13 protein-coding genes are annotated in these 15,397 nt (G+C 25.9%); 8 read left to right on the forward strand and 5 right to left on the reverse strand.

Annotation, left to right across the window (positions count from 1 at the left end; all coding sequences use genetic code 11):
* Window positions 1–135: 135 nt before the first annotated feature.
* Together WJW32_RS11505 and WJW32_RS11510 are read right to left on the reverse strand one after the other, a co-directional pair.
* Entirely contained in the window at window positions 136–2,523 is a 2,388-nt protein-coding gene (locus WJW32_RS11505; RefSeq protein ID WP_340258437.1) for a tyrosine-protein kinase family protein, read from the reverse strand.
* Between the two features lie 22 nt (window positions 2,524–2,545).
* Window positions 2,546–3,115 carry a hypothetical protein gene (locus WJW32_RS11510; RefSeq protein WP_340258439.1) on the reverse strand — a complete coding sequence of 190 codons (570 nt, stop codon included), beginning with the start codon at window positions 3,113–3,115 and terminating at the stop codon, window positions 2,546–2,548.
* A gap of 363 nt (window positions 3,116–3,478) precedes the next feature.
* Here WJW32_RS11510 and WJW32_RS11515 point away from each other — a divergent pair, with 363 nt between their 5' ends.
* The 7 genes from WJW32_RS11515 to WJW32_RS11545 all read left to right on the forward strand — a co-directional run bounded on the left by WJW32_RS11515 (window position 3,479) and on the right by WJW32_RS11545 (window position 8,947).
* On the forward strand, window positions 3,479–3,940 hold the full coding sequence (locus WJW32_RS11515; RefSeq protein WP_340258441.1) for a helix-turn-helix domain-containing protein: 462 nt from the start codon (window positions 3,479–3,481) through the stop codon (window positions 3,938–3,940).
* 102 nt (window positions 3,941–4,042) lie between these two features.
* Window positions 4,043–4,840, forward strand: coding sequence for a RecB family exonuclease (locus tag WJW32_RS11520; RefSeq protein WP_340258443.1), 798 nt, complete (start codon window positions 4,043–4,045; stop codon window positions 4,838–4,840).
* A gap of 99 nt (window positions 4,841–4,939) precedes the next feature.
* The gene (locus tag WJW32_RS11525; RefSeq protein WP_340258445.1) at window positions 4,940–5,089 is read left to right on the forward strand and encodes a hypothetical protein; all 150 of its coding nucleotides are present in this window, start codon (window positions 4,940–4,942) and stop codon (window positions 5,087–5,089) included.
* Window positions 5,070–5,852 (forward strand): recombinase family protein, encoded by a 783-nt coding sequence (locus WJW32_RS11530; protein ID WP_340258447.1) that lies wholly within the window; start codon window positions 5,070–5,072, stop codon window positions 5,850–5,852. Before WJW32_RS11525 ends, WJW32_RS11530 begins: the two co-directional genes overlap by 20 nt.
* Window positions 5,853–5,961: 109 nt before the next feature.
* A complete protein-coding gene (locus tag WJW32_RS11535) occupies window positions 5,962–6,591 on the forward strand; it encodes a hypothetical protein (protein ID WP_340258449.1) in 630 nt (209 codons plus the stop codon).
* Complete coding sequence (locus tag WJW32_RS11540) at window positions 6,569–8,137, forward strand: recombinase family protein (RefSeq protein WP_340258451.1); 1,569 nt, start codon at window positions 6,569–6,571, stop codon at window positions 8,135–8,137. The genes WJW32_RS11535 and WJW32_RS11540 overlap by 23 nt, the downstream gene beginning before the upstream one ends.
* A 222-nt stretch (window positions 8,138–8,359) precedes the next feature.
* Window positions 8,360–8,947 carry a hypothetical protein gene (locus WJW32_RS11545; protein ID WP_340258453.1) on the forward strand — a complete coding sequence of 196 codons (588 nt, stop codon included), beginning with the start codon at window positions 8,360–8,362 and terminating at the stop codon, window positions 8,945–8,947.
* Window positions 8,948–8,955: 8 nt separating this feature from the next.
* Here WJW32_RS11545 and WJW32_RS11550 read toward each other — a convergent pair whose 3' ends face one another.
* The gene (locus WJW32_RS11550; RefSeq protein WP_340258455.1) at window positions 8,956–9,138 is read right to left on the reverse strand and encodes a hypothetical protein; all 183 of its coding nucleotides are present in this window, start codon (window positions 9,136–9,138) and stop codon (window positions 8,956–8,958) included.
* A 177-nt stretch (window positions 9,139–9,315) separates the two neighbouring features.
* On the opposite strand from WJW32_RS11550, the gene WJW32_RS11555 reads away from it, so the two are divergent.
* Window positions 9,316–10,950 carry a recombinase family protein gene (locus WJW32_RS11555; RefSeq protein WP_340258457.1) on the forward strand — a complete coding sequence of 545 codons (1,635 nt, stop codon included), beginning with the start codon at window positions 9,316–9,318 and terminating at the stop codon, window positions 10,948–10,950.
* A 131-nt stretch (window positions 10,951–11,081) separates the two neighbouring features.
* Here the strand turns inward: WJW32_RS11555 and WJW32_RS11560 are convergent, their stop codons facing one another.
* Together WJW32_RS11560 and WJW32_RS11565 are read right to left on the reverse strand one after the other, a co-directional pair.
* The gene (locus tag WJW32_RS11560) at window positions 11,082–12,929 is read right to left on the reverse strand and encodes a hypothetical protein (protein WP_340258459.1); all 1,848 of its coding nucleotides are present in this window, start codon (window positions 12,927–12,929) and stop codon (window positions 11,082–11,084) included.
* Complete coding sequence (locus WJW32_RS11565; RefSeq protein WP_340258461.1) at window positions 12,913–14,892, reverse strand: McrB family protein; 1,980 nt, start codon at window positions 14,890–14,892, stop codon at window positions 12,913–12,915. Before WJW32_RS11565 ends, WJW32_RS11560 begins: the two co-directional genes overlap by 17 nt.
* Between the last annotated feature and the right edge of the window lie 505 nt (window positions 14,893–15,397).

Here is a 15,397-nt window from a genome sequence, read left to right on the forward strand (position 1 = left end):
CTTTCAAATGGCAAAACTTTTACAAATATATTTATACAAATATCTTATTCTATATAATATACATATGATAATTTTATATTGGATTTTCACATAAATAAAAGAGGCTGTCACCTCTCAGTTACAACCTCTCTCATTTTAACCTTTATAACGCCCTAATTTATATTCTTCGAATGCTTTATTTAAACTATCAAAAGAAATTAATCTGTCTGTACATTTTTGCTTACCAAGTTCAATAGATATTGCTTTTTTTATTATTGTATTTGAAACCATAGGGTTAATTTCATCTAATTCTTTTAACTTATCAAAAAACCAATCAATAGTTTCTTTAGAGTACTTACCATTTTTAATTCTTCTTCCTAAGAATAGTTCTAACAATGCTTTTTTATCATAGACTACATTTTTTAATTCTTCTTTAAAATCATTGTTATCTAAATATTTTAATAGTTCATAATATACCATTTTTTGTTCAAAACTTAATGCATCTTTTGAGTTATTTAATGCAAACATATAACTTTCAAATATATGTTTATTATAAATTAATAAATCAATTATACTATTTTCTATGTCATTCTTTTTCCATTCTAAATAAAATACATTTGATTTAAATTCATCATATATTTCTTTATTTTCATCATAACTTTTTTCTTCCATAAAAAGTTTTATATCTATAGGTATATTATTATTCTCAAAAAATATTTTTATATTTTTTAATTCCTTTAGAGCTTCAATCAGTTTACTTTCTTTCATCCATTCTACATTTTGTATAAGTATAAGAAAATTTTGAATGTAATCCTTTGTATTGTAACTACTTTTTATATTTATGATATGATTCATGTTTCTCTTATCTGTTTTTAGATTTCCACGAAGCATTTTTCTATATATTCCGGTGAATTTATCCATAGCTTCTTCTTTATAATATGTTTCTACAAACTCTTTATAATCATTAAACTGCTTACCCTTTAACTCGTCTATCCCCATGGTCAAATTTTTGCTATTTATACTATACAAAATATAACTGTGCCATATAATATCCCATCCTAATTTACCAATATAATCTTTAACTATATTAAATTCTCCTGCATCCAATATTTTCTTAGTATCAGTTATCGGTAATGTAAATTTATCTTTTTCTGTAAAAATAACATTATATGATTTTTTATCATATGGAGTATTTATATATGTTTTGTTATATAGAATATTTATGTAATAATTCAGCACATTTTTACTTTTAGATAATATTAAATATATATTTTCTTTTTCTATTTGATTTACAGGAGAAGAATCTGTTCTAACTGTAAATTCACCCTTCAAACTACTTTTCAACTGTGTTAACAATTCCTTACATTCAGATTGATTTCTTTCTAGATAAACTCTATTAATTTCTATTCTTTCTTGTTCTAATAACAAATCAGATATAGGTTTGCAACTCTCTAACATTTTTTCTATCGGAAATTCATTTGCTATAGCAATATTTGGGTCATATATTATTTCTAAATATTCCTGATTAAGTTCTAAGCTTTCAAATAATTTATTAGCTTTATTTCTACCACTTTTATCTCCTCTTGAAAATACTACAGTCAGGTTATCTTCCTTTATGTGCTTCACTAACTCAACTAAAGTTTTAGTTCCTTCTATATTTTCATTATTTGGATAAGTAAAAAATACAACTTTATCAGAAATTCCTAAAAGAGAAATAGCCCCCCAATCATTTAATCCCGTTCTCGAATCTATTAGTACCATATCTAAATTTAAGTCCTGTTTACCTTCTATCTCTTTTATTAATCCACTTAAATAGTTTCGTTTAGAAACTAATTGCGGTTGAATTTTAGATAATTTATAAATATATTCTTTTGTTATTTTCCCTGCTGGTATTACATATAAATTCCCACTAAAACTTTCTGTCTGACCAGAATCTACTTTTGAATATATTTCATTAACATTGATTTTATTATCTGTCCCTTTATCATATATCTTATTGTACATATAATCTACTAATCCATATTTAAGTCCAGATACTTCATCTTTAAATATATTATGTAAACTTGGAGCTTCTATATCTAGGTCCATCATAAGCACATTTTTTCCTTGCTTTGCTAATAAATAAGCAGTATGAATCATTGAAAGTGTTCTTCCAACTCCACCTTTATACGAATAAAAAGATATTACTTCTGATTTGAAAATTTTTTCTTTTGTTATCTTATACGGATTATTTAAAAATTCAACAGCTTTTTCTAAGGTATCAGGTCTTCCTTCTTTTCTAGGTTTAACTATTTCATATTCTTTAGCTTCATCAACAGTATACTTTCTAATCAAACCTTTTTTATATTCCCTACCTTGCATTTCTATTATCTCATCTACAGCCTTTTTAAATGCTTTCCTATCATATATTTGATCACTCGTAATTGTAATATTAATCGAATTTCTTCCATCTATTTCCACACAAACCCATTCTAGTTCTTTATTTGTTACATATATTTTCTCAAGTTTTTTTTCAATATTTTTTTTAACATCAATAGATTTCATAAATTCACCTCCAAACTTAAATTTATTCTATAACATAATCTTCTTTACTTATATTTTCCATTTGATTCTCTATCCATATTTTACATTTTTTATAGCTAGTTTTCCATTCAGAATACATGTCATCGCTAATTTCATCTTCACTACAATATCTTAAGTCTATAAAGCACTCCTTGTCTCTATCTAATGGATTAAAAATCATTTGCAAATCATCATTTATACTGCTTATATCTAACTTTAAAAATCTAGCGATTAAGGTTGGAAAATCATGACTGTTACCAACTGATTTTAAAGCAGCATCTGCATACATTTTTTTTTCTAATTGTTTTCCAATCTGTTTTAATTCTTTTTCTTTATCTTCTAATAAGTTTATTCTACATTCACTATACCAATGACTTTTTTTATCTTTTTTTCTTTTTGTAATATCATATTTATATATGACTAATTTTTTTATTAAACATTCCATTACTATTCCACCTAAATGTATGCAAAATATTTTTCTACCCTTATTTTTTATAGTATTGAAATCTTCTTTCCTACATTCATAAGCTTCTTCAAAATCTTCTACATCTATAAATTCTTGCTTAACCCCCATACTTTCCTCCTAAGTAAATCTGCTACAATCACTTTTTATATAGTTTTATTTTACCATATATTTTCATTAAATATACTAATAATATACTCTCGTTATTTGTTCTATAATAATTAATACATTCTTATGTATAACTTTTTGCCAATTACACACTAACCACAAACATTATATCTCAAATTATTTTATATAACAAAGCCCAAATCATTAAAATCTCACTTATCTAAAACACTTATAATTGTACATAATATAAATATTATAAACTATATATGCTATTAATTAGATTGTCATATCTTATTTAATAAACTATCTATGTATATTTCAATAATATTTGTTAATAATTACCTATTAGAGAAGAGGAGGATTGCCATGCCAAAACTATACCAAAACCTAGGTAACACCATAAGAAACTACAGAAAATCTAAAAACTACTCAACCGCACAACTAGCAGACAAACTCAATGTATCAGCAGGGCTCATAAACAACCTAGAAAATTCTCGTAACGATGTATTTAGAATAGAACTACTAACAAGTCTTATAAAAGAACTCGACATTCCATTAGAAGAACTTTTTCAACTCGACCCAATAAATATACGACCACTACATATCAATAATGAAGGTTCATTATACATAAAAAAACTAGATACAGAATCAGAGGATATTATCAACTTCATAAATCATAGCACTAACCTAGTTATAAGATCTTTACTATCTACAATCTCAGAATACGATTCAAATAAACAAGCAATCGAATACATAACCCAAGATATAATCTCACACCTTCAAATTCTAAGAAATTTAAAGAACATAGATGAAGTCCCTAATGTCTAGGGACTTTTTTATTTTTTGTCTATTCAATATTTTGAATTCTACTTAACAAAAAAATGAATAGCATTTTAAATTTTACACATCCTAATTTCAGGAGGTGAATAAATGAGCAATCGAAAATTATATCTAAGCAATACAAGCATCCAAACATTTTTGCAATGCAAACAAAAGTTTAAATACAAGTACATTGATAAAATGAGCGTTTCTGAAAGCAATCCCAATAAGTATCTTTCTTTTGGAAACAGCATCCATACAACTTTAGCAAACTTTAACTTGATAGCAGACAGTAAATACAAACAACTAGATATTCTTCATAATCTCTTACGAAAAAACTGGATAAGAGATGGCTATGAATCTAAAGAAGAAGAAAGAGAATTTGGATTAAGGGGTTTAGATATGCTTTCTAACTACTATTCTAAACCTCAAGATAAGGGTAAGAAGAATCTCATCATAGAAGAGATGATCTATAAAAATAATGATGATTATGTATTATGCGGAAAATTAGATAAAGTTTATATAGACAATAAGGACTCTGTTGAAATCATTGACTATAAAACAGGAAATACCGTAACTCCTGTAGATAACTTACAACTTTCTATTTATTTGATATTAGCAAAAGAAAAGCTTAACTACTATCCTTCAAAAGTAAGTTTATACTATTTATCTAAAAATAAAAAAATCACCAATGAAATTGATGAAAATTCCATTAAAAATTCTAATGAAATTGTATCAAATTTGTGTGAAAAAATTAAAAAAGAAGAAAATTTCAAGTTAAATTTTAATTCTCACTGCAAGAATAATTGTGAATATTATAAGGTATGTGATGCTTCAAAGATTGCAAATTCAAGTAATATAGAGTCTCTAGATAATTTAGACGAAAATTTTAAAAACTTTATTTTTTAATTTTTACTCCTATACCATTATATAGTGAAAAAATAATTTCCACTCAAAATTAATTTAAATCTAAAACCTTGAATATATTTGTAAAAGGAGCTATTAAATATGAATACTGAACAAGAGATAATGGATGTATCAATAGAGTACACCGACAATGAAGAATCTAAAGAAAAATTTATTAAATTTATGCTCAATTATTTTTTAGATAAAGATTTTTTAAGAAAGGTAGATTTATATGAAAATCAAACCAAGTAACACAAATGATTTATCTGATAAAGAGTTTAACCCCTATGAGTATGCTGCTATCTATGCAAGAACCTCTATAAAAGCAGAAAATAACTCTATAAGTAATCAAATATACGATTGTAAGTTAAAGCTAGATGATGAGAATATCAAATTATACAATGTATATCAAGATAAGATATCAGGAAAAAAGATACATTTTAATCAAAGACCTGGATTCAAGCAACTACTAAGTGACATGGAAGCTGATATGTTCAAAACTCTAATAGTTTCAAGAAGAGATAGATTATCACGAAGAGAGGATGACTCTGTACGCTTAAAGAGATTGTTTAAAAAATCTAATGTAAGGGTTATTTATGTTAATGAATTCGAACTAAATAATTCCTCCCAAGACTATATATCCAATTTTATTGATAATATGATGATAGCTATAGGATCTTTAGAACCAGACAAAATTTCAGAAAAAACTGCTGCTGGTAGAAAATATATTAGAGAAAAAGGATTGTATTCTTCTGGACGAAAATGCCCTTATGGATATACAAAATCTAAAAAACACGTATATATAAAACATGAAGACCAAGCACCTATAGTAAGAAAAATATTTAATCTTTATTTAAAAGTAAACTCTAAAGAATACAACAATAAGAATTATAAGATGAAGAATTTATTAGAAGAAATAAATAAGCTAGACTCAACAAAAAAGTTTGTTCACAACACTATATACAGCATTATAGATAGACCTCTCTATGCTAACTTAATGCTTAAAGATCCCTGATTTATCAATAAAAGATACTATAGTTTTTGATGAAGCTACTAGTGCCTATAAGGTTGATTTTTCTTTATATCGAAATTCTATCCAAGTAGATAAGCTTATCTGTGAAGAATTGTGGGAAAAAGCAGTATTAAAGCGTTATAAAGATAAGTTAGATTCTCCGACCGAAGCCAAGCAATATTTTTTTAAAGGCCTACTAAAATGTAGTCATTGCAATAAAAAAATTAAGCTTATTGAAGATAGATATGTATGTAATGATGGGTGTACCTCTATCTCTAAGAATACCTTGATAAAACTCATTTTTTCAAAAATATTATGGGATATAAATACATTAACTATACAGCATAGTCTCTCTGATGAATTATCTAAAATAGAAACTAAATTAAACAGTTCAAAAAGAGAACTTAAATCAACAGACAAAGCTATCAAGCGTAAAATACATGAATATATGAACAATAACCCTAATATAGATATTACTAATTTAAAAGAAAGAATTGAAAAACTAACAAAATCAAAAGAAGAAACAGAGATTAATATACAATCTTACGGAAAAATCAACTATAACTTATCTTACTGCTTAAACAACATAGAAAAATTCAAAATCCTTATGTTTAAAATAAATGATGAAGATGTTGACTACTTTGATGATTACTTTGAAGAACTTAAGGACCTATTAAACGAATTTATTAAAAAGGTGGTGTTAAATAATAATTTAGATCATGTCAAAGTCGAGTATATCTAAAAATAGTGCTATAGCTTATTTAAGAGTTTCAACTAAAAAACAAGAACAAGAGGGAAACTCAATTGAAATTCAAAAAAAAGCTGCCATAAAATATGCGAAAGAATGTAATCTTAATATAATTGAATTTCTAGAAGAATCTAAATCTGCTTCTAAAGTTTCTAATCCTGATTTGGATATTCAAAACAACTTATACGAAAGTCTAGACTCTAGACCTCAGCTTCAAAAGGTACTTAATTTAATTAAAAATAAAAAAGTACAGCACTTAATAGTCTTTACCAAGGATAGACTTGCAAGAAATCTTGAACTATCAATATCACTAGATTATTTTTTTAATAAAAACAAAGTAACTGTTCACTACACTAGTCCTGGTGAAGTTATAACTACAAACGATAATAAAATAAGTAAATTCCTTAGTTTAGTATTTGCAAGTATTGGAGAACTTGAAGCAAATTTAATTTCATCAAGAGTTAAAGGTGGTTTAGAAGAAACAGTAAGGTGCGGTTATTGGCCTGGCGGTCAACCTCCTTATGGATATGTTCTTAGAAAAGTTACTGATAAAAAATCCATCCTACATCCATCTTTACTTGAAATAAACAATGTTAAAAAGATATTTGATTTATACACCAGCTATGGATATAGCTACAGAGCAATAGCTAACAAAATGAATCAGCTTGATAATGTAGATATATGGACTAAAGGTAAAATCGAATCAATAATAAATAATGAAACCTATACAGGATATATAACATGGAATAGAAGAAGTAGAAGTCCCGATAACAAGAAAGAACCTATAAAATCTGTCCATAAAGAAGCCTCAACCATTATAAATGCTTTGCAATGGAAAAATTCATTAAAGCTAAGAGAATCAAAATCTAAGTCCAAGGATCATAAATATTACAGTACCCCATTCTTATTGAGAGATAAATTAGTATGTGGTAAATGCAATGAAATTATGAAAGCTAAAAACTACGGTAAAGATAGATACGGCAACCAAAGAGAAGGTGTTTATAGATGTATCAACAAAAACTCAAATAATAGATCTGAATTGATTGTAAAAAAAGAGCATATAGAAAATAAATTTATAAAAGAAATGTCTAAAATGCTATCAGCTCCTGAAATTGATTTGCTTTGGATTAACTACCAAACTAGCATTAAGCAGGAAAAAGAAAATAATGAAAATGAAATAGATAGAATAGATAAAGAAATTGAAAATACTAAAGTCTTATGTAATAAATTAAAAGATTTACTAGATGAAGATACCCCAGATTCTTCATTTGAGAAAATAATATTTAATGAACACATTCAGCTAAAAAAGAAACTCCAATCTTTAAAAAATAATAAAAAATCACTAAAAAACTTAGAATCAAAATACTTTAAAACCCAAATAGAACTTCAAACTCATATAGATAGATTCTTTATGTGTGACTTTAAGAAATTAGAACAAGAAAGAAAAAGAATGTTAATAGACATCATTGTAGATAAAGTTATACTATCTAAAAATGGTGATGATGTAAGTATGAAAATAATAGTTAATAAATTTATGTAGCCCCCTTTTCCCAAGGGGGTTGTCTTATACTTAAAACTTTAAAAGTGTGTGGCAATAAGTCTGTTACAGTATACTGTAACAGACTTATTGCCACACACTTTATTTCTTATTTTAATACAAAATACATCTTTTAATACTAATCTATCATCCAAACTAATATATATTAATAAGACAAGTTATCCTAGATAGCTTATACATATATTAGCAAAGGATGTGTCTATATTGACTAAAAAAGAATATTTTTCTAAAAAAATCAAAAGTAAAATCAAAGAATTAGTAGATGTGAATGTAGATCCTATTAAAATAAGAAATATAGTAAATACTCAATTCGACAAGAACTATACTATCAAGTTTATAGTTCATAAAATTGATGAAGAATTAGATAAAGAGTGGTATATAGACGGAAAAAAATATTTAAAATCAGAATATTTACTAAATGGAAATTTACAATATGGTTTTAAATTTGATAAGTCTACTCTAAAACCCATACCAATTTCAACTAATGACTGCATATTGAATAATACCCCATCATCAACTCTAGAGCAAAATAATGAAAAAGAAAAAGATACCCTTGAAACCAATGACTCTGATGATTACGAAAACCCACCTTCTAATTTAGATAGAGAAAACTGTAGTGACATTGAATATATTATAAACTGTCTCGAAACTCTAAATAAAGACATGAAGATGATGAACAGAAAAATTACAACGCTTCAAAGCTCTATTGAAAAAATAAAAACTAATAATTCTAATCCTAAATTTAAAGAGTTTGTTGGTAAATTCTTTAATCTAATAAATGAATATCTATAATATATCTATTATTCAACTGCATATGAGTTTTCTTTTAATCCTTCTAATATCTTGTCATATATGTACACCCTTTGATTTTCAGGAAACTCGTTTATTCTATCTCTAACTATCTGTACTAACATATCCTCCATTATATCTTGAACCTTTTCTTTATCTCCCATTCTTACTACCACTTCAATTTTTTGTTTCAACTTATCCACTCCCCTTTTTATCAAAATATGAGAAGTGAAACTTGTACTATTCTAGTATTCTAATTGCCATTCATTATTTAGTATAAAATTTAAAGTTTTTCTAAAAACTAATCATAATATTTCTTGTTCTATAATATCTCATTTAATATAAGTTTTATTTGGGTTTTATTAAATGAGGTGGTTAATCTGTATAAAGTAGCTATTTATTCTCGTAAATCAAGATTGACTGAAAAAGGTGAATCAATTCAAAATCAAATAGCTGAATGTAAACAACATGCAAATAGAAAATTCAAAGTATCAGAATTTATTATTTATGAAGATGAAGGTTATTCTGGTGGAAATACCGATAGACCTAAATACCAGTTAATGCTTGAAGATGCAAAGAAAAAAAGATTCGATATATTAATATGCTACAGACTAGATCGTATAAGCAGAAATATATCGCATTTTTCTAGTACAATGGATCTTCTTGAAAATAATGATATTGCGTTTGTTTCTGTTAAAGAAGAATTTGATACTTCTAGCCCAATGGGAAGGGCAATGATGTATATAGCATCCGTATTTGCACAACTTGAGAGAGAAACTATAGCAGAAAGAATTAAAGATAATATGTTAGCTCTAGCTAGAACTGGTAGATGGCTTGGAGGTCAAACTCCTACTGGCTTCGAAAGTAAACCTATATCTTATCTTGATGAAAACATGAATAAAAGAAAAATGTTTATTCTATCACCAGTTGAAAGAGAATTAAAATTAGTAAAACAACTATATAGTAAATATATTGAATTTGACTCTTTAAGCAAGCTTGAAAGCTGGGCTTTAGAAAGACATATAAAAACTAAGAACAACAAAGACTTTGATAAAAGTGCCTTAAAGTTAATACTCACTAACCCTGTATATGCTATTGCAGATGAACTTTTATATGAGTATTTTGAAAAAAACAACTGCGATATAGCTTCTCCTAAAAAAGATTTTGATGGTAACTATGGAGTAATGGTATTCAATAAGAATGATCAAACTAAAAAAAATAAAATCATAAAAAAAGATATGTCAGAATGGATTGTAGCAATAGCTAAACATGAAGGTACTGTATTCTCTAAAGATTGGATAAAAATTCAAAATATGATAAAGAAAAATTCTAAGAAGGCTCCTCGTATAAATACAGGTGAAGTTGGATTAATCACTCCACTTCTTAGATGTAAACACTGTGGATCTAAAATGAGGATAAGCATATACAGAAGAAAAGGTGGAACATACTATTATTATAGATGTTTAATGAAGGAACGTTCTAAAGGAACTAGATGTGATGTAGCTAATCTATCTGGCCCTCTAGCAGATGAATTAGTAGTAAATGAAATAAAAGATATAAGACTAAGAGAAGAAAGCTTATTAAAGAAGCTAAATGAGGATAAGCAAATTAATTCCAAATTAGCTAAACAACAAAAAAGCAAGGAAAATACATTAAAAAAAGAATTAAAATCATATAAGGATTCTATAAATAGCTTAACACTTCAACTATCCTATAATCCAACATCAATAGCTGCTAAGTATATAGTTAATCAAATTGAAGAATTTGATCAAAAGATAAATAAGATTAAACAAGAGTTAGAGGCCTTAAAAGAAGATAAAGAATCTACTCTAATAGAAAAGATGAATATAGACGGATATATAGATTTATTAAAAAACTTTTCTTCTAATATAGATATATTAACTTTTGAAGAAAAGAAAAGATATTTAAAAGAGCTTGTAGATACAATAATTTGGGATGGTGAAAAATTAGAGATAATTATGATGGGATATAATAATGTAATGTGAAAATAAAATTTGGATATATAATTATTTCGGTGTTTAAGCCACTTTTTTCAACCTCTTGGAAAGCTCTAAATTTTGATATAAAAGCACCTGTAAAGGTAGGCTGTAATTCTACCTTTACAGGTGCTTTTATATCATTTATTTACTATACATATATTGCTATCAATAAACTCCTCTACTTCTTCCTTTAACTCTATGTATCCTTCTGGTTTTTCATTATTCTCACAAGGCATTATTTGTAAAAAAGTGAATCCGTACATATCATATGTAAACTTACGCTCATCATCTTGTCCTGGATACACAGTAATTATTTTTTTTATAGGTCGTACGTCTGATAATCTTTTTTTATTCCCATCATAATATTCTAATCCTCTATATCCTTTTAATTGGTATATAACATCTGTTTCAATTTTTTTATGATATATATTTGATTTTTTTCTATATTTAACCTCAATGATCATACTCCCCAAAAACCTAAATCCATCATATAAACTCATTAATATATCTGGTCTTCTATTATCGTATGTAGATGAAACTATTTGAGATATATCTTTATCAATTAAATTATTTCCTCTATTTAGAAATTTATCATAACTTAGTTCTAAATTATAATTATCTTTTTTAAATATTATAGTTTCTCCTGATTCTAAATCATAGTTTAAAGAAGACATAACATCTTTAGCCTTAATCCAACCATCTATCCATTTAAATCCTAAGTCCTCTATTATATCTTTTATTAACAAATAATTATATATCTCGAATAATTTAGATGTTTTCTTATGCGGAAATGACTTTTCTTCATTTCCTTCTGTAGTTGAACTTAATAAATTCATATATATTTTATATATACTTCCATAGTTCTTATTTTTAAGCATTCTAACACTAGGTTTATTATCGCAGTGCTTAATTTTTATATCTTTTAGCCAGGTTTCATTCATATAGTAATTTAATTCATTCTTAAATTTATTTATTCGTTCAATATATAGTTTAATCGTATCTTCCTTTTTTATATAATTTTCAATTTCTGACTCCATTATATCTATATCTCTTTTTATTTCTCTTCTTCTTTTAATCATATTTTTATTATTTTTACTTATACTATCGTAATTTTTTTTAAGAATCGAATATTTGTTATTCTCTTCATTTTCTTTATTAATTAGAATTTCTAAATTCTTATGATATTCATTTTTAACTTCTAGTATTATAGAATATATATATTCTATAATACTTTTTAACATAATATTTTCATATACATTATAGCTTGAATCAATATGTTTTTCATAGAATAAACTTGGTGAGTATATGTTATTATATTTACTTCCTTTTTTAGCCATCCATCTTTGACTTTTACAGTCATTCTTTTTTTGATATTTTTTTAATCCATATTCTTTCTCTATATTAATTATAGGTTTTTTTATTATCATATCTATACATTCTAAAATATTGAAACTTTCTTCTTCTATATATTTATATTTCTCCAATATTGTTTTATTGTCCAATATTGCTTCTCTACTATACCCTTTTCTCTCTAAATACATATTGTAAGATAGACCTTTTAATATAGATTCTAAATATTGTCTCATACCCATTAAAGATTTCCATTTAATAACTGCCGATGGAATAACTGTATATGTTCCTTCATATCTTACTCCATTAGTTTTTATACCTATAAAATAGTGTCCTGGTACTAACATGTCATCGTTATCTCCACCCAAAGATAAAGTTTTACAATCTCCCGGCTTAAGCTTGAATAATACCTCTTCACCATACTTTAATACCTCTTCATCGTAATAACATTCCAATTCTAAAATATCATCAAGATTATTACTATTAAATTTAATTTCTACTTTTTCATATTCATAAAAACTTATAAAAGATTCACCCAATGAGCTTGTAGGATATTTTTTTTCATTAATTATCTTGTGGTAATCTCCATATAATTTGTTATTCTTATATATATCCACACTAGTTTGTATATCCATATAAACTTAACTCCTTAGATTTTCTTACAATCTCTTCCTTTGTTAATGTGAAACTACTTATTTTTTGTGCTTCTTCACTTTCAAATAAATCATATAATTCACTTTCTATAATACTTTTAGATGTGTTACTAAATTTACCTATCAATTCTCCAAATTGCCTTTCAGTTCCTTTTATTTTAGTTAACAGTCTTTGTTTTATTTCTATATCAAATGCATAATCTCTAGATATAGAATGTACACCTTTACTATCATCAGGTATATTATTTATATATTGCCCTATTTTTTCCATAATCCTGAAAGAAACACCTTTTTGCATATCATATTTTTGAATTGTATCATGCAATTTGTCTAATAATTCCAGTTCTGCTATAGTAAATGCTTCTAACCCTTTCTTTTTATTTATCCAGTAAGAATAATCTATCCCTGAATAAAATCTCTTCTCATACTTATATTCTTGACTTGTTATTTTTTCTTTTCTAAAATCAACAAAACTTTTTTTCTTAAGCGTAACTATATTAGCTCTATCTAATAATCTATCAGAAAAATCTTTTGTTGTTTCATCTAAATTTACAGTTCCTATAAATATGATATTATCTCGTATTTTTATACTACTCTTATATTTGCTATTATTATGACATATAGAATTTTCACTATATAATTTTAATCTTCTATCATCTGCATTTAATTCTAACAAAGAAATAAATGGAGCAAACCAATGTTCAACTTGAGATAAGTTCATCTCATCAAATATAATCATATATATTTCTTCTGGATTATTTTCTGCTTTTATTAAGACATCTACTAATCCAGTTTCAGCGGCAACATATAATCCATTATTAGTATTTAAATATCCAATTAAATCATCTGGTTCTATATAAGACGGACTTATTGGTAAAAATAGTAATGAACCTTCTTTCTCTGATAATCCTAATACATTAGCATAAGCCCTAGCTAATTGAGTTTTTCCAGTTCCACTCATTCCAGCTACAATAGTCAATGGATTAGTTTTAGCACTTATGTGAAAATTTATTAAATCATCGGTATCATAGCATAGGTTATTTTCTATAGTGTATTGTTTAAAACTTTTAAGAAAATTCATTTCATCTTTATCATCATACTCATCATTATTTACTTCTGCATCATCAGTATATCTATTTGATATATCTACTAAATACTCTCCCTCTGATTCTAGCTTATTATCTATATTTTCAGATAAATACACATCTGAAATAAAGATAATATTGTTTGATCCTCTGACTAAATCATTAGGAAAATTTTCTCTATCAAACTTAAATTCTATTCTTTTTATACTACTTTGGTTTCTATTACAAGCCCATTGCCTAGACTCACTTTCATGTTTTTTCCATGATTGAAAGTTAAAATACATATATTTACCACATATTGCATATTCAGGTGGAAGCATATGATGATTATATTCTCCTAAATTTATATATGACCCATCTAAAAGCTTTTTTTCAAAAACATCATTATTTAGATTAATTTGCGGAATACACCTATATTGTCTATCATCTATTTCAAATCCATACTCTGTACTTATAATATCTACAATATGAATATTCTTATAGATTCTTCCATCCTTTATAGATACATTTGGCCTAAACAATATTATTTTGTTTTTTAGTTTTTCATATATTATATCTATTTTTACATCTTCACGATCATTCATATACCCATATGGCCATATATCTAAGTGTTGTTGGTGTACATCTATCCCTATATATAACGATTCATTTGGGATATATGGGTTTATCTTTTCTAATATAAAGTCGGGTTCATCACTTATTGTTTGTATATAGAACATTATATTAGAACTATTTTTCATTGTTGTTACTGCATCTCTAGTTTCTCCTATAGCAGGGTACTCTTCTATATCTGTAGCTAATATTCCTAATAAATAGGTATTATTACACATTAGCAAATCTTTTTTATCTATATTTATCACTTTGTATTCCTCCCGTGTTTTCTATAATCTCTTATCATATATTTTTATAAAAGTTTAACTAGTCGTACTACTTACTAAATCCAAAATAAATATTAATAATCATAAATATACTTTGCTATTTTTAATTAGTTTCAACATATTACTTAATTCAGTATAAACTCTATTCATTATATAACATTGATATTAGTAATATTTATTTCATTATACAATATTTTGCCATTTTATGTACATACCAGAAGCTATATCCAATAGTCGACATAATAGCAATTTTATCCAAAATATTCGTTATAATTGAACATGTATATGTTCAATCCTTACAGTAAAAGACGAAAAAACACCATTTTCACCAAGAGAAACTCCTAAGTTTAAAGATTACTTCATTTACATATTGGATATTTCATAATTTAACCTATTGTGCTAGTTAAATTTTAAAATAATAAAACTCCAACAAATGTGAAAACCTAAAGTTAATCCAAAACTTTTATAAAGGAGGTTTTCATATGTT

The sequence above is a fragment of the Tepidibacter sp. Z1-5 genome, assembly GCF_037844525.1.
GTDB lineage: Bacteria > Bacillota > Clostridia > Peptostreptococcales > Peptostreptococcaceae > Tepidibacter_A.